Source organism: Allobosea sp. GW821-FHT03A12, from assembly GCF_058986765.1.
Map to the genome: position 1 here is coordinate 1 of NZ_JBYSVZ010000017.1, position 22,407 is coordinate 22,407.

The window sequence follows — 22,407 nt, forward strand, 5'->3', positions numbered from 1 at the left end:
ATGGAAGAGAAGCTGCGCTTCGCCATCCGCGAAGGCGGACGCACCGTCGGTGCAGGCGTCGTCGCAACCATCATCGCCTGATCACCGGTTCAGTCCGGAGATATGGAAAGGGCGGCGGCAACGCCGCCCTTTTCGATTCCGGTATTTCTCGATCCGTGGGCGCAGAGGAGTGGGACTGGCGTCATGGACCGTCCCGTGCCAGCTTCCTGTATCTTGCATACGGACTGGAGATCGCGATGAGTCCCCGCCATTCGCTCGCCGACAGGCTGCACCAGCCCGGCCTCGTCGTCGCGCCCGGCTGCCATGACGCCATCGGCGCCAGGGCGATCGAGCAGGCCGGGTTCGAAGCGGTCTACATGACCGGCAACGGGCTCTCCGCCAGCCTGATCGGCGCGCCCGATATCGGGCTTCTGACCATGACCGAGATGGTCGCGCGCGGCCGGGCGCTTGCCGCGGCGATCACGGTGCCGCTGATCGCCGACGCCGACACCGGCTATGGCAACCTCAACAACGTCGCCCGGACCGTTGCCGAATACGAAGCGGCCGGCGTCGCTGCGATCCATCTCGAGGACCAGGTCACGCCCAAGCGCTGCGGTGCGATGAAGGGGCTGGCGCTGGTGACGCCCGAGGAGCATGCCGAGAAGATCCGCATTGCTGTCGCGACCCGGCGCGATCCCGATTTCCTGATCATCGGCCGCTCGGATGCAAGACTGCCGCTCGGTCTCGACGAGGCGATTGCGCGCGGCAAGGCCTATGCGCGGGCCGGCGCCGATCTCGTGCTGCTGGAGATGCTGCAGTCCGAGGAGGAGATGAAGCGGGCGCTGGGCGAGATCGAGGCGCCGCTGATGTTCAACTATGTCGAGGGCAGGGTGCCGCCATTGACGGCCGCAGATTTCGAGCGGCTCGGCTTCAAGGTGCTGAGCTATCCGGTCGCCTCGACGCTGGCCTACGCCCATATGATGGCGGCCTTCGCCCGCGAGCTGAAGCGCTCGGGCACGACGCGCGGGCTGGAGGCGAGCATGCTCGACCTGCCGAGCTACGAGGCCTTCCTTGGGCGCGAGCACTATGCCTGATCTCAAGGTCGAGCAGCCGAAATCGCTGGTCGCCATCGTCGAGGAGCGGTTGCGCAACGCGATCATCGACGCCGAGATGCGCCTGGGCGAGACCTTGTCGGAGGAGGCGCTGAGCGAGGCCCTCGGCGTCAGCCGCACGCCGGTGCGCGAGGCGCTGGCGCGATTGCAATTGCAGGGGCTGGTGACGATCGTGCCGAAGAAGGGCACCTTCGTCTTCGCGCCGACCGAGGAGGACGTCTCCGAGCTCTGCGTCTTCCGCTACATGCTGGAGACGCAGGCCCTGCGCGAATGCATGAGCAAGGCGCGCGAGGCGGCGCTGGCTGCGATGAAGGATGCGCTCGCGGCGATGGAGGCAGCGCAGGCTAGCGGCAGCCGCCGCGACTATGCAAGGGCCGACACCGTCTTTCACGAGGTCTTCTTCCAGCATTGCGGCAACCGCTATCTGGGCAACGCCTATCGCGGCGTCTCCGGCCGGGTCGCGGCATTGCGCACGCATCTCTCGGTGCCGCTGGAAGGCGAGCAGGAGCGCTCCATGGCCGAGCACCATCTGATGGTCGAGGCCTTCGCGGCCGGGCGCCTGGCCGATCTCGATTCGATCCTGCACCGGCACATCATGCGGGCCTGGGACGCCTATGCCGACGTGCTGCGCAGCGGCGAGGCGCCGGGCTGAGCGGTAGGCCAGTCAGCAGCACATCGGCAGCGATCAAATCATCTTGCATACAGTGTCCTAGAGCCTATGCTCGTGGCCGAGAGCCTGTAACGGCCGTCGACGCTCGGGAGGAGCCCCATGACCATCGTCTTGAAAGCCGCTGCCCTGGCGCTCGCGCTGGCGGCCATGCCAGCCCTGGCGCAGGACAAGGTGAAGCTGATCACCATCGCCGAATTGTCCGGGCCGGGCGCGACCGCGGGCACCAATTGGAAGAGCGGCATCGAGCTCGCGGTCGAGGAGATCAACGCCAAGGGCGGCATTCTCGGGCGCAAGATCGATATGGTCGCCTATGACACGCAGACCAATCCCGCCAATGCCCGCGCCGCCGTGCAGCGTGCGATCGACGAGGGCACCCATGCGGTGCTCGGGCCGGTCTATACCGGCTCGATCATGGCCTCGATGCAGATCGCCCAGCGCGCCGAGATCGCCCAGCTCGCCGCCGGCGACGGCACGGCCTACACCGCCCAGGGCAATCCCTTCATCTTCCGGACCTCGCTAAGTCAGTCGGCGGCGATGCCGAAGATCGCCGCCTATCTCAAGGACCAGGTCAAGGCGAAGTCGGTCGCCGTGGTCTGGGTCAACAACGACTTCGGCAAGGGTGGGCACGAGGCCATCCTGAAAGAATTGAAGAGCCGCGGCATCGAGCTGCCGGTCGACCTCTCGACCGAGCAGGGCCAGGCCGATTTCGCCGGCGAGGCGATCAAGGTGAAGAACGCGCAGGTCGATGCCGTCTTCGTCTACCTGAACGAGGAGGAGAGTGCCCGGCTGCTGGTGGCGATGCGCGACCAGAATGTCGGCAAGCCGGTGATCGGCGAGACCACGATCCTGAGCCAGAAGGTGATCGAGCTCGCCGGCAAGGCGGCCGATGGCGTGCGCGGCCATGTCGGCCAGACCGTCGATGCGCCGATCCCCGCCTTGCAGGATTTCGGCAAGCGCTTCGAGGCGCGCTTCAAATTCGTGCCCGACCATAACGGCATCAAGGGCTACATGGCGGTCCATGCGGTGAAATGGGCGACGGAGAAGCTCGGCAAGTTCGAGCCGACCAAGGTCGCAGCGACCCTGCATGGCGCGACGATCAAGCCGGAGGAGGAGCCCGGCATCCTGATGGAGACGACCTTCGACGCGAAGGGCGACGTCCAGCGCGAAAGCTTCCTGGCCGAGGTGGTCGACGGCAAGCAGAAGATCATCGGCCGCCTGCCGAAGTGAGGAGCTGACCGGATCAGCTGAGCCTCCGGTGCGTCGGAGCTGGAGATTGCCGGCATGGGCGCCTCCCTTCCCCCTTGTGGGGAAGGGTATGGGGATGGGGGTGGTTCCGCTTGGCGAGCGGCGGCAGGGAATGGGATGGCGGCAGCGACAGCGCCATAAAGTCCGACCGATCGTTCCAGCTTTACAACCCCCACCCCTGCTTCTCCCCACAAGGGGGAGGGGTTCTGCCGCCCTGTCCTGCTTGTCTGCATCTGTTGGAAAGCCTTCAATGAACTCGGCATTCCAGGACGGCCTCCGGAACGGGGCGGCTAGCTGTGCAGCCTGGTAGGAGGACATGATGGGCTTCAGGCCGCCATTCACCGGCATCCATGCGATCGCGTTTGCCCTGTTCGATGCGCAGGAGCGGCTCGACCGCGCGGCGATGCGGCGCCAGACCGAGATCTGCCTTGGTCTCGGCGTGCATGGGATCGCGGCGCTGGGCCTCGCCACCGAAGTCTCGAAGCTCAGCCTCGCCGAGCGGCTCACCGTGATGGAATGGGTCGCCGAGGACGTCGCCGGCAAAGCGCCGCTCGCCTTCACCATCTTCGGTGGCTCGGTCGCCGAGCAGGTCGAACAGGTCAAGGCGGCCGAAGCCGCCAGGGCCGATTGGGTGATCCTGCAGCCGCCCATGGTCGGCTCCTTCGGCGCGGCGGAGTACATCCGCTTCTTCGGCCGCATTGCCGAGGCGACCTCGCTGCCGGTCGCGATCCAGAACGCGCCGGCCTATATGGGCCGTGGTCTTTCCGCAGCCGATATCGCAGAGCTCGTCCGCCAGCATCCGAACATCTGCCTGATCAAGGGCGAGGGGGCGGCGACCGAGATTCGCCAGCTGATCGAGGTCACGGAAGGGCGGCTGCCGGTGATGAACGGCCGCGGTGGGCTGGAACTCGCCGACAATCTGCGCGCCGGCTGCGTCGGCTTCATCCTGGCGCCCGATACGATCGACTATGCGCTGCGTGTCCATGAGCGTTTCCTCGCCGGCGACGAGGCTGGGGCGGAAGAGGCCTACCGCGCCGTGCTGCCGGCGATCGTCTTCATCATGCAGTCGATCGAGAGCCTGCTCTGCTATGGCAAGCGCATCTTCGGCGCGCGGGCGGGAATCACCATCCATGACCGCGGCCCGGCGCTGCGGCCGAGCCAGTTCGGACTCGATCTCGTCGCGAAATATGCCGATGCGCTCGGGCCTTATCGCGGCCGGCTGACGAGTTGAGTCAACTTTGAACAGGGCGGTTGCGATTTCGACTTGAAAAGCCGGCAGGGTTCAGGCTAAGCAACCGGCGCTGCAGGGGTGTAGCTCAGTTGGTAGAGTACCGGTCTCCAAAACCGGGTGTCGCAGGTTCGAGCCCTGCCGCCCCTGCCAGCCGTCCGTTCGTGCCGCGATGACCCAGAACATCTACGACGACGCCGGCTTCTTCAAAAATTACAGCCAGTTGCCGCGCTCGCAGCGCGGGCTCGACGGCGCGCCGGAATGGCCGGCACTGCGCGCTCTGCTGCCGGTGGTCGCTGGCAGCACAGTGCTCGATCTCGGCTGCGGTTTCGGTTGGTTCTGCCGCTTTGTTGCAAGCGAGGGCGCGGCCGAGGTCGTCGGCGTCGACGTCTCCGAGCGCATGCTGGCGCGGGCGAGGGCGGAGACGTCTGCGGGAAACGTTCGCTACGAGCTGGCCGATCTCGAGACTTACGCGCCGCAGGCCGGGCATTTCGACCTGATCTATTCCTCGCTCGCCTTCCATTATCTCGTCGATCTGCCGGCGGTGTTCGGCCGCGTCGCGCGGGCGCTGAAGCCAGGCGGGCGCTTCGTCTTCTCGGTCGAGCATCCGATCATGACGGCGCCGCGCCACCAGATATGGGCCGAGGACGCTTCCGGCCTGCCGGTCTGGCCGGTCGGCGCCTATCTCGACGAGGGCAAGCGCGTCACCGACTGGCTGGCCGAGGGCGTGGTCAAGCAGCATCGGACGCTTGCGACCTATCTCAACCTGCTGGTCGGGCTCGGCCTTCGGCTGCGCCATGTCGAGGAGTGGGGCCCAACGCAAGAGCAGATCGCGGCCGAACCGGACTGGGCCAAGGAGCGCGAGCGCCCGGCCTTCCTGCTGATCGCCGCCGAGAAGCCCTGAGCGGACCCTGAGTCAAAACCGCTTGGCGAGCGGGCTTTCGCGTTGTAAGAAGCCCCCTAACGACGGCGCGCGGCTCCCTGAGCCCCGCGCCGCGAATCTTTCAGGACCGCCGAATCGCTGCCCGAAAGCGGCGATCCGGAACCGAGGTGACGAGCCCGATGGCGAAGACGAATCCCTTCCAGTTCCTGCAGGAGGTGCGCAACGAGGCCTCCAAGGTGACCTGGCCCTCGCGCCGCGAGACGCTGATCACCACCGGCCTGGTGTTGCTGATGGTGCTCATGTCGAGCCTGTTCTTCCTCTTCACCGACACGGTCATCCGCTGGGGTCTCGGCCTCATCCTCGCGCGCTGAACGGAAGCAAGAACGTGAGCACACGCTGGTATATCGTCCACGCCTATTCCAACTTCGAGAACAAGGTCGCGCAGTCGATCAAGGATCAGGCCGCGCAGCGCAACCTTTCCGACAAGTTCGATGAAGTGCTGGTCCCGACCGAGAAGGTCGTCGAGGTCCGCCGCGGCCGCAAGGTCGACACCGAGCGCAAGTTCTTCCCGGGCTATGTCCTGGTGAAGTGCGAGATGACCGACGAGGTCTACCACCTCATCAAGAACACGCCCAAGGTCACCGGCTTCCTCGGGGCCGACAAGGCCAAGCCGATGCCGATCCCCGAGCATGAGGCGATGCGGATCAAGGGCCAGGTCGCCGAGGGCATCGAGCGCCCGAAGCCGACGGTGGTGTTCGAGGTCGGCGAGCAGGTGAAGGTCGCCGACGGCCCGTTCGCCTCGTTCAACGGCGTCGTCGAGGATGTCGACCATGCCCGCGCCCGCCTCAAGGTCGCGGTCTCGATCTTCGGCCGCGCCACGCCGGTCGAGCTGGAATACAGCCAAGTCGAGAAACTCTAAGGGCCCATCGCAGGCCAGGATTGCCGAAGGGTGCCGGAAACGGCGCCCTTTTTGCGTGCTTTTGTAGTTAACGCCTCCTTCAGGCGTGTGTGACATTGTCCGCGCCGGCTATCGACGCGGGCAGGCATGTTTCCCAGGACATTCAAGGCGACGGTCGGACAGCGTCTGGCGCTGTGGGGCGTGCTGCTCGGCGCGCTGTCATGCCTTTACGTCGCGACCGAGCTGATCGGCTCGCGCAAGCTCCATGGCTTCACACAGGCCCTCGAAGCCCAGAGCGATCTCGCCCGGCGCCTCGAAGCGACGACCATGCTGTTCGAGCGGATCAGCATCGCGGTCTTCTCGGGTGCCCGGGCCGAACCCTCCGACCTCGAAGTGCTCGCGATCGGCGCCGAGGACATCGCCAACCGGCTGGATGGCAAGCTGGAACTCGACGCGCTGACGATCGCGGGGCGCGCCCTGGCGATGCGCGAGGCGGCCGATGTTCCCACCGCGCGGGCCGAGCTCAGGGTGATCGCCGACAAGCGCTCGGCCCTGCGGCGCGGGCTCGGCGAGGAGATCGGCCGGCTGAGTGCCGACCTGTCGCAGCATGTCGAGAGCGCCCACCAGAACAAGGTGCTGCTCTCGCTGCTCGGGCTGTTCAGCCTCGTCTTCATCGTCAGGCTGGAGCATCGCTGGCTGGTTCGCCCGATCACCGACATGGCGCGTGCCCTGGCGGAGAATCGCAAGGAGCGCGGGCTCGAGACCCTCGCCATGCGCAGCGACGAGATCGGCATGCTCGGCCGCGCCCTGATGGCGCATCAACGGGGGCAGCAGGCCGAGCAGGAGGCTGCGCAGGCGCGAGTGAGCGCCTTGTCGGGCGAGGTGGCGCGGCAGGAGGCGGCTCAGGCGCGCAGCGGCGCCTTCCAGGAGCAGATCGCGGCGATTGCGCAGGCGCTGGAGCAGCATTCCGCCCGGCTGTCGCAGGCCGCCGGCGAGTTCGCGCAGCTTTCGGGCGTCGTCGACGAGCGGGCCGGGGCGGCGACGCTGTCGACGCAGCGCGTCTCCGGCCATGTCGATCACGTCGCCGGTGCGATCACCGAGGTGTCGTCTCTGCTCGCCACGGCCGCGAGCGAGGCGCAGCGCACCTCGGACGTCGCCGATGCGGCCAAGGCGCTGGTCGAGGAGGCGACCGCCGACACGGTCGTGCTCAGCGAGGCCGTCGGCAAGATCGTCCAGGTCATCGACATTATCGGTACCGTCGCCAGCCAGACCAATCTGCTTGCGCTCAACGCCACGATCGAGGCGGCGCGGGCGGGCGAGGCGGGCAGGGGCTTCGCCGTCGTCGCCGGCGAGGTCAAGCAGCTCGCGCACCGTACCGCCGAGGCGACCGACGATGTCCGCAAGGGGCTGGACCAGATCACCGTCGCGGCCCAGCGCATCACCCTGCGCGTCGGCGCGCTGGTGACCTCGGTCGAGAAGGTCGACAAGGCGGCGCTCTCGATCGCCGAATTGACCGCACGCCAGGATGTCGGCTCGCGCTCGATCAGCGAGACGACGACGCGGACGGCGGGCGATGTCAGGCTCGTCGCCGAGCAGGTCGAACAGCTCGCCGGCACGCTGGCGAGCTGGCGCCAGACCGCGGGTTCCGTCACCGCAGCCTCGGCCGACCTCGACCGGCAGGCGGCGGAGCTGCGGCAGGCGGTAGACGGTTTCATCCGACGCAGGGAGCTGGCGAGCGCATGAGCATCGCGTTTCCGAAGTCCAGGGCGGAGATACCCGCCGAGCTGCCGCTGCCGCTTGCCGCAAAGGTGCTGCACTGGCTGACCGCGGCGCTGGTGCTGGGCCTGTTCGCCACCGGCGTGACGATGAAGCAGCTAGGCCAGGGGCCGGCCGCCGATCTCCTGTATCTTGGCCACAAGACCACCGGCGCCCTGCTGTTCTGCCTCGTCCTGGTGCGCATCGGCTATCGGCTGTTCGCGCAGGTGACGGCGCGCTGGCAGAAGGGCGCGGCGAGCCGGCCGGTGCATGCGCTGCTCTATCTCGGCTTGCTGGTGGTACCGCTGCTGGGCTGGGCCGGCGCCTCAAGTTTCGGGGCGCGGCAGCTGCTCTTCGGCCTCTCGTTGCCCGAGATCTGGTCGCCGGAGGCGGGCCATGCCGACCTGCTGCTACTCAGTCATGCCTGGCTCGCCTTCGGCCTGATCGCGCTCGTCGTCGTCCATATCGGCCTGGCGCTGGGCGACTATCTGGTGCGGGACGCGAAGGCCGATTGAGCCTGCGTTAACCGGATAACACCCGCGCCGTCTCCGCTGCGCCTATCCTCGCCGGCAACCCGCAATCGGGTGCCAGGGAGGATAATCATGAGCGGGAAGCGCATTTTGATGATCGTCGGCGATTTCGGCGAGGACTACGAGATCATGGTGCCGTTCCAGGCGCTGCTCGCCGTCGGCCACAAGGTCGATGCGGTCTGCCCCGGCAAGGCGAAGGGCGAGAGCGTCGCCACCTCGATCCATGATTTCGAGGGCCAGCAGACCTATTCCGAGAAACGCGGCCACAATTTCACGCTCAACGCAGGCTTCGCCGATGTCGATGCGGCGGCTTACGACGCGCTGGTGCTGCCGGGCGGCCGGGCGCCGGAGTATTTGCGCCTGAACAAGCAGGTGATTGCGATCGTCCGGCACTTCTTCGAGGCCAACAAGCCGGTCGCCGCGATCTGCCATGGTGCACAGATCCTGGCGGCCGCCGATGTGCTCAAGGGGCGCAGCTGCTCGGCCTATCCGGCTTGCAGCCCCGAGGTGGAGCTGGCCGGCGGGCGCTATGCCGATATTGCGATCGATGCGGCGACGACCGACGGCAATCTGGTGACCGCGCCAGCCTGGCCGGCGCATCCGGCCTGGATCGCGCAGTTCCTGGCGGTGCTCGGCACCAGGATCAGCCATGGCGAGCTGCGCCAGGCCGCTTGAGCTCGGCCCTCCAGGCCCTAGAATGCTTTGCGAACGCCGCGTCATGAGGCGCGGCGGTTGCGCGCGGGGAGGGCGCCATGTGCAAGCTCTTCATCAACGCCGATGCCGATCTCTGGCGCACGCGCCTGAAATCGGTGCGGCTCAACGGGTTCTCGACCAGCGTTCGGCTCGAGAACCTGTATTGGCGCGTGCTGGAAGAGATCGCGGCGCGTGACGGCATGAGTCTCGGGCAGCTCCTCGCCCGACTCCACGGCGAGCTGATCGAGACCCATGGCGACGGTGAGAACTTCGCCTCCTTCCTGCGGGTCTGCTGCGGCCGCTACCTGATGCTCCAGCTCGCGGGCGAGGTCCCGCGCGAGCTCGGGTCGATCCGCGAGCTCGACGCGGACGGCATCCTGGCGCGCGAGGCGCAGCGGCTCTCGCCTGTGACACGACGTCCGCGGCGTGCGAGCGTATCCGGGGCTTCCCTTTCGGAGCGGCCTGTGCCATAGGGCGGCCCTCACATGCGTGGGAGACGTGCCGGTCTGCCAGCCGGAGCTTCGCGCCGCACCACGCCCTGCAACACCCCGATCCGGAGCGATAGCAGCTCGCGGGCGGGGCGTCGTCGTTCCGGTCGGCACCGGTGCGGACGACAGGAGCAGCCATCATGGCAAAGAAGATCACGGGCTACGTGAAGCTTCAGGTTCCGGCGGGCGCCGCCAATCCGTCGCCGCCGATCGGTCCCGCGCTCGGTCAGCGCGGCCTCAACATCATGGAATTCTGCAAGGCCTTCAACGCGAAGACCGCGCAGATGGAAAAGGGCATGCCGATCCCGGTGATCATCACCGCGTATCAGGATCGCTCCTTCACCTTCGAGATGAAGCAGCCGCCGGTCTCGTACTGGCTGAAGAAGGCTGCCGGCCTGACCTCGGGTTCGAAGACCCCGGGCAAGGGTGGCAATGTCGGCAAGGTCACGACTGCTCAGCTCAAGGAGATCGCCGAGAAGAAGATGGCCGATCTCAACTGCGACAACGTCGATTCGGCGGTGGCGATGATCCGTGGCTCGGCCCGTTCCATGGGCCTGGAAGTCGTGGGCTGAGGGGGAACTGACAATGGCACATGTCGGAAAGCGCGTCGTCAAGGGCCGTGAAGGCATCGACCGCATCAAGCTCTACCCGCTCGCCGAGGCTGTCGCGATGGTCAAGGCCCGCGCCAACGCCAAGTTCGACGAGACCGTCGAGATCGCGATGAATCTCGGCGTCGATCCGCGTCACGCCGACCAGATGGTTCGCGGCGTCTGCAACCTGCCGAACGGCTCGGGCCGCACGCTGCGCGTCGCCGTCTTCGCCCGCGGCGCCAAGGCCGAGGAGGCCAAGAAGGCCGGTGCCGACATCGTCGGCGCCGAGGATCTGGTCGAGACCGTGCAGAAGGGCGAAATCAATTTCGACCGCTGCATCGCGACCCCGGACATGATGGGCCTGGTCGGCCGCCTCGGTAAGGTGCTGGGCCCGCGCGGCCTGATGCCGAACCCGCGCGTCGGCACGGTCACCATGGACCTGACCGCCGCCGTCGCCGCCTCGAAGGGCGGCTCGGTCGAGTTCCGCGTCGAGAAGGCGGGCATCGTCCACGCCGCCGTCGGCAAGGCTTCGTTCGATGCCGACAAGCTCGGCGAGAACATCAAGGCCTTCGTCGATTCGGTCTCGAAGGCGAAGCCGGCCGGCGCCAAGGGCACCTATATCCAGCGCGTCGCGATCTCCTCGACCATGGGTCCGGGCGTCAAGATCGAGCCGAACACCGTCCTCGGCGGCTGATATCGCGCAGCGATCGCTTTCTTGGCGATCGCGGCCCCACCTTGCGCTTTGGCGCGAGGATTACCACTTGGCAGAAGCCGGGGGAGGGTCTATAGCCTCCTCCGCGTTTCCATGAGTGACGGGGCTTCCGCGTGCTTGGCACGAGGGGGTCCATTTCGCGTTTTTCGATGGTTCGCCATCGAAGAATGGGTGTTCGGGTCGAGGAGAGTGATCTCTTAAAGCCGGATACCCAGTCCTGTCTGAGACTGCAGGTGCGCCTTTGGCTCCGGCCAAGGGGCATAATTTCGCCAAGAGGCCTGCATAGACGGTGCAAGAACTTTTCCGGCGCCCAAGGGTGCCGAAAGAGGTTCGAACCATCTCGCCCTATCACGGCATCACGCCATGGCAGGGGACAGGGCACTGAGCGTCGCTCCGGTGAGGGGTCGGTGTCAACCGGCCACTTCCAGAGCGGCACGTGCAACTGGCGGCGGGCCTTAAAACCTGTCGCCTACCGGAGAGAGCCCAGTGGATAAAGCGGCAAAATCTGATGCCGTCGCGACGCTGAACGACGTCTTCTCGAAGACGTCGGTCGTTGTCGTGGCCCACTATGCGGGCTTGACGGTGGCCCAGTTCCAGAAGCTTCGTCGCGAGATGAAGGCCAATGGCGCCACCGTGAAGGTCGCAAAGAACCGGCTGGCCAAGATCGCTCTTGAAGGCACCGACGTCGCGTCCATCAGCAAGCTGCTGACGGGTCCCACCCTGATCGCCTATTCCAGCGATCCGGTCGCGGCGCCGAAGGTCGCCACCGCCTTCGCCAAGGAGAACGACAAGCTCGTCATCCTCGGCGGCGCGATGGGCAAGACCGCCCTGAACCCCGATGGTGTCAAGGCTCTGGCCACGATGCCCTCGCTCGACGAACTGCGCGCCAAGTTGCTCGGCCTCCTGCAGGCCCCTGCGACCAAGATCGCCCAGCTCTCGACCGCGCCTGCTGCGAAGCTCGCGCGCGTGTTCCAGGCATATGCCGACAAGGACGCTGCCTGAGCAGCCGACAACCGTTAATCGTTCGAACCTCTTACATCAGGAACTTAAACCATGGCCGATCTCGCCAAGCTCGTCGACGAACTCTCGTCGCTCACCGTTCTCGAGGCTGCTGACCTCGCCAAGATGCTCGAAGAGAAGTGGGGCGTCTCCGCCGCTGCCGCCGTTGCCGTCGCCGCTGGCCCGGCCGCTGGCGCTGGCGCCGGCGCTGCCGCTGCCGAAGAGCAGACCGAGTTCACCGTTGTCCTGGCCTCGGCCGGCGACAAGAAGATCGAGGTGATCAAGGAAGTCCGCGCCATCACCGGCCTGGGCCTCAAGGAAGCCAAGGATCTGGTCGAAGCCGCTCCGAAGCCGGTCAAGGAAGCCGTCGCCAAGGACGAGGCCGAGAAGCTCAAGAAGCAGCTCGAGGCCGTCGGCGCGAAGGTCGAGCTCAAGTGAGCCGGGCCGGCTGATGCCGGTCCGTATCTAGTCGACAAGGACAGTCCCGGGGCGGCTCGCCGCCTCCGGGGCTGTTGCGTCGTTTCCGGTAACCGGAACGATGTCTTTGCAGGGCCTGCCACGATGCAGGTCGATCCAGTTTGAACGTCGGCGCCCATGAGCGCCGAGCGGCTCACCCGGCGGCCCGTTCCGCCTGAGGCCCGGACCACCGGGTGAGCCGTCCGAGATTGCGAGGAACATGATGGTAACTTCCCTCCAGGGTCGCAGGCGCGTCCGCAAGTTCTTCGGCAAGCTCAAGGAAGTGGCGGAGATGCCGAACCTCATCGAGGTTCAGAAGGCGTCCTATGACCAGTTCCTGATGGTCGACGAGCCCAAGGGCGGCCGCAGCGACGAGGGTCTGCAGTCGGTCTTCAAGTCGGTGTTCCCGATCGGCGACTTCTCCGGCGCCTCGCTGCTGGAGTTCGTCAAGTACACCTTCGAGCCGCCGAAATACGACGTCGACGAGTGCCGCCAGCGCGGCATGACCTTCTCGGCGCCGCTCAAGGTGACGCTGCGCCTGATCGTGTTCGATATCGATCCGGACACCCAGGCCAAGTCGGTCAAGGATATCAAGGAGCAGGACGTCTACATGGGCGAGATGCCGCTCATGACGGACAACGGCACCTTCATCGTCAACGGCACCGAGCGCGTCATCGTCTCGCAGATGCACCGTTCGCCGGGCGTGTTTTTCGACCACGACAAGGGCAAGACCCATTCTTCGGGCAAGCTGCTGTTCGCCGCCCGCATCATCCCCTATCGCGGCTCCTGGCTCGACATCGAGTTCGACGCCAAGGACATCGTCTACGCGCGCATCGACCGCAAGCGTAAGATCCCGGTCACCTCGCTGCTGTTCGCCCTCGGCATGGACGGCGAGGAGATCCTGTCGCGCTTCTACAACCACCTGAGCTATGTCCGCGACAAGGACGGCTGGCGCGTTCCCTACGACGCCGAGCGCATGAAGGGCTTCAAGGCCACCGTCGACATGATCGACGCCGACACCGGCGAGGTCGTGATCGAGGCCGGCAAGAAGCTGGTCGCGCGCACTGCCCGCCAGCTCGCCGAGAAGGGCCTGAAGTTCCTGCGCGCCACGGACGAGGACCTCTACGGCCAGTACATCGCCGAGGACCTGGTCAATCCCGCGACCGGCGAGGTCTTCGCCGAGGCCGGCGACGAGATCGACGAGAAGAGCCTGAAGGCGCTGCTCGACGCCGGCTTCGACGAGCTGCCGGTGCTCGACATCGACCACATCACGGTCGGCCCCTACATCCGCAACACGCTCAAGGTCGACAAGAACTCGCGCCGCGAAGAGGCGCTGTTCGACATCTACCGCGTGATGCGTCCGGGCGAGCCGCCGACGCTCGAGACCGCCGAGAACATGTTCCAGTCGCTGTTCTTCGACTCGGAGCGCTACGACCTCTCGGCCGTCGGCCGCGTCAAGATGAACATGCGTCTCGACCTCGACGCCGCCGACACCGTGCGCATCCTGCGCAAGGAGGACATCTTCGCGGTCGTCAAGGCGCTGGTCGACCTGCGCGACGGCAAGGGCGAGATCGACGACATCGACCATCTCGGCAACCGGCGCGTGCGCTCGGTCGGCGAGCTGATGGAGAACCAGTATCGCCTGGGTCTCCTGCGCATGGAGCGCGCCATCAAGGAGCGCATGTCCTCGGTCGACATCGACACCGTGATGCCGCAGGACCTGATCAACGCGAAGCCCGCGGCCGCCGCGGTGCGCGAGTTCTTCGGCTCGTCGCAGCTCTCGCAGTTCATGGACCAGACCAACCCGCTCTCGGAAGTCACCCACAAGCGCCGCCTCTCGGCGCTTGGCCCGGGCGGCCTGACCCGCGAGCGCGCCGGCTTCGAGGTGCGCGACGTCCACACCACGCATTACGGCCGCATCTGCCCGATCGAGACGCCGGAAGGCCCGAACATCGGCCTGATCAACTCGCTCGCCACCTTCGCGCGCGTCAACAAGTACGGCTTCATCGAGAGCCCGTACCGGCGCATCCGCGACGGCAAGCAGACCGACGAGATCATCTATCTCTCGGCCATGGAGGAGGCGAAGTACAACGTCGCCCAGGCGAACGCTGTCGTCGATAAGGAAGGCCGTCTGACCGATGACCTGATCGTCTGCCGCCGCGCCGGCGAGGTCATCGTCGTGCCGGTCGACAAGGTCGACTTCATGGACGTCTCGCCCAAGCAGGTCGTCTCGGTCGCCGCGGCGCTGATCCCGTTCCTCGAGAACGACGACGCCAACCGCGCGCTGATGGGCTCGAACATGCAGCGCCAGGCGGTGCCGCTGGTTCGCGCCGACGCGCCCTTCGTCGGCACCGGCATGGAGGCCGCGGTCGCCCGCGACTCCGGCGCTGCCATTGCGGCCCGCCGCGCCGGCATCGTCGACCAGGTCGACGCGACCCGTATCGTCATCCGCGCCTCGGACGAGATGGACCCGACCAAGCCGGGCGTCGACATCTACCGTCTGCAGAAGTTCCAGCGCTCCAACCAGTCGACCTGCATCACGCAGCGTCCGCTGGTGCGCGTCGGCGACGTCATCAAGAAGGGTGACATCGTCGCCGACGGCCCGTCGACGGAGTTCGGCGAGCTCGCGCTCGGCCGCAACGTGCTCGTCGCGTTCATGCCGTGGAACGGCTACAACTTCGAGGACTCGATCCTGCTCTCGGAGAAGATCGTCTCGGAAGACATCTTCACCTCGATCCATATCGAGGAATTCGAGGTCATGGCCCGCGACACCAAGCTGGGTCCTGAGGAAATCACGCGCGACATTCCGAACGTCTCGGAAGAGGCGCTGAAGAACCTCGACGAAGCCGGCATCGTCTACATCGGCGCGGAAGTGGCGGCGGGCGACATCCTCGTCGGCAAGATCACGCCGAAGGGCGAGAGCCCGATGACCCCGGAAGAGAAGCTGCTGCGCGCCATCTTCGGCGAGAAGGCTTCGGACGTGCGCGACACCTCGCTGCGTGTGCCGCCGGGCGTCCAGGGCACGATCGTCGAAGTCCGCGTGTTCAACCGCCACGGCGTCGACAAGGACGAGCGCGCCCAGGCGATCGAGCGCGAGGAGATCGAGCGTCTCGCCAAGGACCGCGACGACGAGCAGGCGATCCTCGACCGCAACACCTTCGCGCGTCTGGCCGAGATCCTGACCGGCAAGACCGGCCTCGCCGGTCCGAAGGGCTTCAAGAAGGACACGGTCATCACCCGCGAGGTGATGAGCGAGTTCCCGCGCTCGCAGTGGTGGCTGTTCGCCACGGCGGACGACGCCCTGATGACCGAAATCGAGGCGATGCGGAAGCAGTACGACGAGTCGAAGAAGCGCCTCGAGCAGCGCTTCCTCGACAAGGTCGAGAAGCTGCAGCGCGGCGACGAGCTGCCTCCGGGCGTGATGAAGATGGTCAAGGTCTTCGTCGCGGTGAAGCGCAAGATCCAGCCCGGCGACAAGATGGCCGGCCGCCACGGCAACAAGGGCGTGGTCTCGCGCATCGTGCCGGCGGAGGACATGCCGTTCCTCGAGGACGGCACCCATGCCGACATCGTGCTGAACCCGCTCGGCGTGCCCTCGCGCATGAACGTCGGCCAGATCCTGGAGACGCATCTGGGCTGGGCTGCCGCTGGTCTCGGCAAGCAGATCGGCAAGGCGATCGACGCCTATCGCAAGGCGCACGACTCCAAGGCCCTGCGCGCCTCCTTCGACGCCGTCTACGAGGACAACGAGATCATCGCCTCGATGGACGACGCCGAGCTGATCGAGATGGGCCAGAACCTGCGCCGTGGCGTGCCGATCGCGACGCCGGTCTTCAACGGCGCCAAGGAGTCCGACATCGAGCGGCTGCTGGAGCAGGCGGGTCTGCACAGCTCCGGGCAGTCCACGCTGTATGACGGCAGGACTGGCGAGCCCTTCGACCGCAAGGTCACGATGGGCTACATCTACATGCTGAAGCTGCACCACCTGGTGGACGACAAGATCCACGCCCGTTCGATCGGCCCGTACTCGCTGGTCACCCAGCAGCCGCTCGGCGGCAAGGCCCAGTTCGGCGGTCAGCGCTTCGGCGAGATGGAGGTCTGGGCGCTCGAAGCCTACGGCGCCGCCTACACGCTGCAGGAGATGCTGACGGTGAAGTCAGACGACGTCGCCGGCCGCACCAAGGTCTACGAGTCGATCGTGCGCGGCGAGGACAACTTCGAAGCCGGCATCCCCGAGAGCTTCAACGTGCTCGTCAAGGAGATGCGCTCGCTCGGCCTCAACGTCGAACTGGTCAACACCAAGCCGAAGCAGGGCGACGTGCCCGCCGAGGCTGCCGAGTAAGGCGTCACGCCCGCAAGGGCGCGACGGCGTTCGTTACTCATGCCGGCGGCAGTGACGCCGCCGGCCGATGGATCAAAGGCCGGGCAGGGCGGTTTCCCCCAAAACCCCACCGGTCACAGGAGACAGGCTATGAAGCAAGAGGTCATGAACCTTTTCGGCCAGCAGCCGGTGCAGCAGGCGTTCGACGCGATCAAGATCTCGATCGCGAGCCCTGAGAAGATCGCATCCTGGTCGTTCGGCGAGATCAAGAAGCCCGAGACGATCAACTACCGCACGTTCAAGCCCGAGCGCGACGGCCTGTTCTGCGCCCGCATCTTCGGACCGATCAAGGACTACGAGTGCCTGTGCGGCAAGTATAAGCGCATGAAGTTCAAGGGCGTGATCTGCGAGAAGTGCGGCGTCGAGGTGACGCTGGCACGGGTCCGGCGCGAGCGCATGGGCCATATCGAGCTCGCCGCCCCGGTCGCGCATATCTGGTTCCTGAAGTCGCTGCCCTCGCGCATCGGCCTCCTGATGGACATGCCGCTCAAGGACCTCGAGCGCATTCTCTACTTCGAATCGTACGTCGTCCTGGAGCCGGGCCTGACCCCGCTCAAGGATCGCCAGCTGCTGAGCGAAGAAGAGTATGTCCGCGCCCAGGAAGAGTACGGCGCCGACACCTTCACGGCGATGATCGGCGCGGAAGCGATCCGCGAGATGCTGCGCGCGCTCGATCTGGACCAGATCAACGCCGACCTGAAGCATGAGATCGCGACGACGACGTCGGAGCTCAAGCCGAAGAAGCTGATGAAGCGCCTCAAGATCATCGAGGCCTTCCAGGAGTCGGGCAACAAGCCGGAATGGATGGTGATGACCGTGATCCCGGTCATCCCGCCCGACCTGCGTCCGCTCGTGCCGCTCGATGGCGGCCGCTTCGCGACCTCGGACCTGAACGACCTTTATCGCCGCGTCATCAACCGCAACAACCGCCTGAAGCGGCTGATCGAGCTGCGCGCGCCCGACATCATCATCCGCAACGAGAAGCGGATGCTGCAGGAGTCGGTCGACGCCCTGTTCGACAACGGCCGCCGCGGCCGCGTCATCACCGGCGCCAACAAGCGTCCGCTGAAGTCGCTCGCCGACATGCTGAAGGGCAAGCAGGGCCGCTTCCGGCAGAACCTGCTCGGCAAGCGCGTCGACTATTCGGGCCGCTCGGTCATCGTCGTCGGCCCGGAGATGAAGCTGCACCAGTGCGGCCTGCCGAAGAAGATGGCGCTCGAGCTGTTCAAGCCGTTCATCTATGCGCGCCTCGACGCCAAGGGCTACTCGACCACGGTCAAGCAGGCCAAGAAGCTCGTCGAGAAGGAGAAGCCCGAGGTCTGGGATATCCTGGACGAGGTCATCCGCGAGCATCCGGTGCTCTTGAACCGCGCGCCGACGCTGCACCGCCTCGGCATCCAGGCCTTCGAGCCGGTGCTGATCGAGGGCAAGGCGATCCAGCTGCACCCGCTGGTCTGCGCCGCGTTCAACGCCGACTTCGACGGCGACCAGATGGCCGTGCACGTCCCGCTGTCGCTGGAAGCGCAGCTGGAAGCGCGCGTCCTGATGATGTCGACCAACAACATCCTGCACCCGGCGAACGGCATGCCGATCATCGTGCCGTCGCAGGACATCGTGCTCGGCCTCTACTACCTCTCGATCATCTCGGATGGCGAGCCGGGCCAGGGCAAGATCTTCGGCGATTTCGGCGAGCTCGAATACGCGCTGCACGAGAAGGTCGTCACGCTGCATTCGAAGATCAAGTATCGCTGGACCGGCACCGGCCGTGACGGCAAGCCGTACACGAAGATCTACGACACCACGCCTGGCCGCGTGATCCTCTCGACCGCGCTGCCGGAGCATCCGGCCATGACCTTCGACGTCGTCAACAAGCTGATGACCAAGAAGGAGATCTCCAACATGATCGACGCCGTCTATCGCGGCTGCGGTCAGAAGGAGTCGGTGATCTTCTGCGACCGCGTCATGGGCCTCGGCTTCAAGCACGCCTTCAAGGCCGGCATCTCGTTCGGCAAGGACGACATGGTCATCCCCGAGAACAAGTGGGAGATCGTCGATGCGACCCGCGTGCTCGCCAAGGATTACGAGCAGCAGTACCAGGACGGCCTGATCACCCAGGGCGAGAAGTACAACAAGGTCGTCGACGCCTGGGCGAAGTGCTCCGACAAGCTCGCCCAGGAGATGATGGCCCGCATCTCGACCGTGAAGAAGGACGATGCCGGTCGCGACAAGCCGATCAACTCGATCTACATGATGAGCCACTCGGGCGCCCGCGGTTCGCCGGCGCAGATGCGCCAGCTCGCCGCCATGCGCGGCCTGATGGCCAAGCCGTCGGGCGAGATCATCGAGTCGCCGATCATCTCGAACTTCAAGGAAGGCCTCGACGTTCTCGAGTACTTCAACTCGACGCACGGCGCCCGCAAGGGCCTGGCCGACACGGCGCTCAAGACGGCGAATTCGGGTTACCTGACCCGCCGTCTCGTCGACGTGGCGCAGGACGCGATCATCTCCGAGGTGGATTGCGGCTCGGACAACGGCATCAAGATGCGCGCCATCGTCGATGCCGGTCAGGTCGTGGCGTCGCTCGGCATGCGCATCCTCGGCCGCTCGGCAGCCGTGGACGTGGTCGACGTCGACGGCAACGTCCTGGTCGCCAAGGGCGCGGTGATCGAGGAGAGCCACATCGCCAAGATCAACGCCGCCGGCGTCCAGGAGGTGAAGATCCGCTCGGTCTTGACCTGCGAGACCAAGAACGGCGTCTGCGCGACCTGCTATGGCCGCGATCTTGCCCGCGGCACGCCCGTCAACATGGGCGAGGCCGTCGGCGTCATCGCGGCGCAGTCGATCGGCGAGCCGGGCACGCAGCTCACCATGCGTACCTTCCACATCGGCGGCGCGGCCACGATCGCCGACCAGTCCTTCGTCGAGTCGAACTTCGAAGGCACGGTCAAGATCCGCAACCGCAACGCGGCGCGGAACTCGGATGGCGACCTGATCGCGATGGCGCGTAACCTCGCCATCGTCATCACCGGGCCGGACGGTGCCGAGCGCGCGGTTCACCGCGTCCAGTTCGGCTCGAAGCTGCGCGTCGACGACGGCGACAAGGTCAAGCGCGGCCAGCGCCTGATCGAGTGGGATCCCTATTCCCGCCCGATCCTGGCGGAGGTCGACGGCAAGGTCGGCTACGAGGACCTGGTCGACGGCATGTCGATGACGGAGACGACCGACGAGGCGACCGGCATCAGCAAGCGTCTCGTCATCGACTGGCGCGGCTCGGCCCGTACCTCGGACCTGCGTCCGGCGATGATCCTGAACGGCTCGGATGGAAAGATCGCCAAGCTCGCCCGTGGCGGCGAGGCGCGCTACATCCTGCCCGTCGACGGCATCATCTCGGTGGAGCCGGGCTCGTCGGTGAAGGCCGGCGACGTGCTGGCGCGTGTCTCGACCGACTCGGCCAAGACCCGCGACATCACCGGCGGTCTGCCGCGCGTTGCCGAACTCTTCGAGGCGCGTCGTCCGAAGGACGCCGCGATCATCGCCGAGAAGGCCGGCGTCATCGGCTTCGGGCGCGATTACAAGAACAAGCGTCGCGTCACGCTGACCCCGCATGACGGCACGGATGGCGTCGAGTACCTGATCCCGAAGGGCAAGCACATCCACCTGCAGGATGGCGACGTCGTCGAGATCGGGGACTACATCCTCGACGGCAATCCGGCGCCGCACGACATCCTGGCGATCAAGGGCGTCGAGGAGCTTGCCGCTTACCTGGTCAACGAGATCCAGGAGGTCTACCGCCTCCAGGGCGTGACCATCAACGACAAGCACATCGAGGTCATCGTCCGGCAGATGCTGCAGAAGGTCGAGATCACCGAATCCGGCGATAGCGACATTCTCACCGGCGACCAGGTCGACCGGATCGAGCTGGAAGAGGTCAACGCCAAGCTGCGCGAGGAGGGCAAGAAGCCGGCTTCCGGCGTGCCGGTTCTGCTCGGCATCACCAAGGCCTCGCTGCAGACCCGCTCGTTCATCTCGGCCGCCTCCTTCCAGGAGACGACCCGCGTCCTCACCGAGGCGGCGGTCAACGGCAAGATGGACATGCTGGAAGGCCTCAAGGAGAACGTCATCGTCGGTTCGCTCATCCCGGCCGGCACCGGCGCGCAGGTCGCCCGCATCAAGCAGGTGGCGACGCGTCGCGACGATCTCATCGTCGGCCAGAAGGCGGATGCGGCGGCCAAGGCCGCGGCTGCCGCTGCGGCGGTGCTGCCGGCGGCGGAGTAAGCCGCCCCGCATCGGCGCGGATAGCGCACATCATCAAGGCCGCCCCTCGGGGCGGCCTTTTTCATGGGCTCGTCCTGCCGTGCCTGCGGTCTCGAAAGATCATCGGTGGATCGGATGGATATCGGCTCGGGCGGGCTGTGCCATGTTTTGGCACCCGATAGGCGTAAAATGGAAAAGCGTAAGCCGGTTTGCGACTTTGGGTCATGCTCCGTCTCTGCGAGCATTCCCTAGAGACGGAGCAACAATTATTGCGGCCTGTCTTGCTTGACCTTCGAGTTTGTAATTGGCCTAAGCTTGTCCGTGAGAGCTTGCCGGGGGCGGCGAAGCACGACAGTGCAGGCAGCGGGGTATGGACGAACAATTTCTCGACAGCCTTTACGAAGCTGCGGTGGTGCCAGAACTGTGGCCGCAGGTTCTGCGGCGTTTCCAGGAGATCGCGCGCGGCGCCGGCGCAGTGTTGGTCGCGGTGACGCCGAGCACCAGTCGCTGGATCTCGTCGTCGCCGGAATTCGACGAGCTTGTCTCGACGCATTTCAACCGTTTTCCCGGCAATGAGCGGACCCGTCGTCTGCTCGAACGGCGTCATGCCGGCTTCCTGCGTGATATCGACATCTTCTCGGACGCCGAGATGGCGAGCGAGCCGATCTATCGCGAATTCCTGGTGCCCGAGGGCTTCGGCATCGGGGTCGCCACCTCGATCGCCTCGCCGACCGGCGAAGCCTTCATCCTGCATGCCGAGCGCGAGCAGGACGAGGGCCATGTCGAGGACAAGCTGATCGCGCGCTTCGACCGGATGCGGCCGCATCTGGCACGGGCCATGCTGCTCTCGTCCCGGCTCGAATTCGAACGGGCACAGGGGGCGGCCCGGGCGCTGGAAGCGATCGGGCTGCCGGCGGCGATCCTCGATCGCGAGGGCCGGGCGCTCGCGCTCAACCCGCGCTTCGAGGCGCTGATCCCCGCCGTCGCGGTCGATCGTCCGTCGCGGCTCGGACTCGTCGATGCCGCAGCCGACGGCCTGCTCGCGGCGGCCCTGCAGGCAAGGGGGCAGATCGCCAGCGCGACGGTGCGTTCGATCCCGGTGGCGCGCCGCGAGAACCAGCCGCCGCTGATCCTGCATCTGACGCCGATCCGCGGCGTCGCCCATGACATCTTCTCGCGGGCCGCGAGCATCCTGGTGGTGACGCCGGTGGTGGTGAAGGACGTGCCGACCGCCGATGTCGTCCAGGGCCTGTTCGACCTGACGCCGGCCGAGGCCAGGCTCGCTGCGCTGATCGCGGCGGGGCATCGTCCGCGCGAGGCGGCAGCGGCGCTCGGCGTGATGGAGGAGACCGCGCGTTCGACCCTGAAGCGCGTCATGGCCAAGACCGGCCTGCATCGCCAGGCCGACCTGATCGGCCTGCTGCGCGGCGCCGGCGTGACGACCGATCCATCGAGGCGGGGTTAGGCTGACGCCTTCGGGGCCGGCGTCGAGCTCCCGAGCGATTGTCCCGCTGGCGACAGCAAGGGCTTTGCC

At 66.3% G+C, this 22,407-nt stretch carries 19 protein-coding genes and 1 tRNA gene; all 20 read left to right on the forward strand.

All coding sequences use genetic code 11. From position 1 onward, the window contains the following. Positions 1 to 81 (forward strand): EF-Tu C-terminal domain-related protein (locus AC3WLC_RS31740; RefSeq protein WP_493687865.1); only part of this gene is annotated, 81 nt, incomplete at its 5' end. 155 nt (positions 82 to 236) lie between these two features. Then, positions 237 to 1,073 carry an isocitrate lyase/PEP mutase family protein gene (locus AC3WLC_RS31745; RefSeq protein ID WP_493687866.1) on the forward strand — a complete coding sequence of 279 codons (837 nt, stop codon included), beginning with the start codon at positions 237 to 239 and terminating at the stop codon, positions 1,071 to 1,073. Continuing rightward, the gene (locus tag AC3WLC_RS31750) at positions 1,066 to 1,743 is read left to right on the forward strand and encodes a GntR family transcriptional regulator (protein WP_493687867.1); all 678 of its coding nucleotides are present in this window, start codon (positions 1,066 to 1,068) and stop codon (positions 1,741 to 1,743) included. Before AC3WLC_RS31745 ends, AC3WLC_RS31750 begins: the two co-directional genes overlap by 8 nt. A 117-nt stretch (positions 1,744 to 1,860) precedes the next feature. Next, positions 1,861 to 2,988 carry an ABC transporter substrate-binding protein gene (locus AC3WLC_RS31755; RefSeq protein WP_493687868.1) on the forward strand — a complete coding sequence of 376 codons (1,128 nt, stop codon included), beginning with the start codon at positions 1,861 to 1,863 and terminating at the stop codon, positions 2,986 to 2,988. Between the two features lie 337 nt (positions 2,989 to 3,325). Continuing rightward, positions 3,326 to 4,237, forward strand: a complete 912-nt coding sequence (locus AC3WLC_RS31760; RefSeq protein WP_493687869.1) for a dihydrodipicolinate synthase family protein — start codon at positions 3,326 to 3,328, stop codon at positions 4,235 to 4,237. Positions 4,238 to 4,311: 74 nt separating this feature from the next. After that, a tRNA-Trp gene (locus AC3WLC_RS31765) sits at positions 4,312 to 4,387 on the forward strand. A gap of 19 nt (positions 4,388 to 4,406) precedes the next feature. After that, positions 4,407 to 5,138: a class I SAM-dependent methyltransferase gene (locus tag AC3WLC_RS31770; protein ID WP_493687870.1), complete on the forward strand. Its 732-nt coding sequence runs from the start codon at positions 4,407 to 4,409 to the stop codon at positions 5,136 to 5,138. A 158-nt stretch (positions 5,139 to 5,296) separates the two neighbouring features. After that, on the forward strand, positions 5,297 to 5,488 hold the full coding sequence (gene secE / locus AC3WLC_RS31775) for a preprotein translocase subunit SecE (RefSeq protein WP_152013666.1): 192 nt from the start codon (positions 5,297 to 5,299) through the stop codon (positions 5,486 to 5,488). Between the two features lie 14 nt (positions 5,489 to 5,502). Continuing rightward, positions 5,503 to 6,036 carry a transcription termination/antitermination protein NusG gene (nusG, locus tag AC3WLC_RS31780; RefSeq protein ID WP_091843800.1) on the forward strand — a complete coding sequence of 178 codons (534 nt, stop codon included), beginning with the start codon at positions 5,503 to 5,505 and terminating at the stop codon, positions 6,034 to 6,036. Between the two features lie 126 nt (positions 6,037 to 6,162). After that, positions 6,163 to 7,758 (forward strand): methyl-accepting chemotaxis protein, encoded by a 1,596-nt coding sequence (locus AC3WLC_RS31785; RefSeq protein ID WP_493687871.1) that lies wholly within the window; start codon positions 6,163 to 6,165, stop codon positions 7,756 to 7,758. Continuing rightward, positions 7,755 to 8,285, forward strand: a complete 531-nt coding sequence (locus AC3WLC_RS31790; protein ID WP_493687872.1) for a cytochrome b — start codon at positions 7,755 to 7,757, stop codon at positions 8,283 to 8,285. Before AC3WLC_RS31785 ends, AC3WLC_RS31790 begins: the two co-directional genes overlap by 4 nt. Before the next feature lie 87 nt (positions 8,286 to 8,372). Then, positions 8,373 to 8,975: a DJ-1/PfpI family protein gene (locus AC3WLC_RS31795; protein WP_493687873.1), complete on the forward strand. Its 603-nt coding sequence runs from the start codon at positions 8,373 to 8,375 to the stop codon at positions 8,973 to 8,975. Positions 8,976 to 9,052: 77 nt separating this feature from the next. Further along, complete coding sequence (locus AC3WLC_RS31800) at positions 9,053 to 9,466, forward strand: ribbon-helix-helix domain-containing protein (RefSeq protein WP_493687874.1); 414 nt, start codon at positions 9,053 to 9,055, stop codon at positions 9,464 to 9,466. Positions 9,467 to 9,621: 155 nt separating this feature from the next. After that, on the forward strand, positions 9,622 to 10,053 hold the full coding sequence (gene rplK / locus AC3WLC_RS31805; RefSeq protein ID WP_346360834.1) for a 50S ribosomal protein L11: 432 nt from the start codon (positions 9,622 to 9,624) through the stop codon (positions 10,051 to 10,053). Positions 10,054 to 10,066: 13 nt separating this feature from the next. Next, positions 10,067 to 10,765, forward strand: a complete 699-nt coding sequence (gene rplA, locus AC3WLC_RS31810) for a 50S ribosomal protein L1 (protein WP_091843782.1) — start codon at positions 10,067 to 10,069, stop codon at positions 10,763 to 10,765. Positions 10,766 to 11,269: 504 nt separating this feature from the next. After that, positions 11,270 to 11,785 (forward strand): 50S ribosomal protein L10, encoded by a 516-nt coding sequence (rplJ, locus tag AC3WLC_RS31815; RefSeq protein ID WP_137884480.1) that lies wholly within the window; start codon positions 11,270 to 11,272, stop codon positions 11,783 to 11,785. Positions 11,786 to 11,836: 51 nt separating this feature from the next. Continuing rightward, a complete protein-coding gene (gene rplL, locus AC3WLC_RS31820) occupies positions 11,837 to 12,220 on the forward strand; it encodes a 50S ribosomal protein L7/L12 (RefSeq protein WP_092159662.1) in 384 nt (127 codons plus the stop codon). 241 nt (positions 12,221 to 12,461) lie between these two features. Next, positions 12,462 to 16,580, forward strand: coding sequence for a DNA-directed RNA polymerase subunit beta (rpoB, locus tag AC3WLC_RS31825; protein ID WP_493687875.1), 4,119 nt, complete (start codon positions 12,462 to 12,464; stop codon positions 16,578 to 16,580). Positions 16,581 to 16,709: 129 nt separating this feature from the next. Beyond that, positions 16,710 to 20,894 carry a DNA-directed RNA polymerase subunit beta' gene (gene rpoC, locus AC3WLC_RS31830; RefSeq protein WP_493687876.1) on the forward strand — a complete coding sequence of 1,395 codons (4,185 nt, stop codon included), beginning with the start codon at positions 16,710 to 16,712 and terminating at the stop codon, positions 20,892 to 20,894. 349 nt (positions 20,895 to 21,243) lie between these two features. Then, positions 21,244 to 22,338, forward strand: coding sequence for a helix-turn-helix transcriptional regulator (locus AC3WLC_RS31835; protein WP_493687877.1), 1,095 nt, complete (start codon positions 21,244 to 21,246; stop codon positions 22,336 to 22,338). The last annotated feature ends 69 nt before the right edge of the window (positions 22,339 to 22,407 follow it).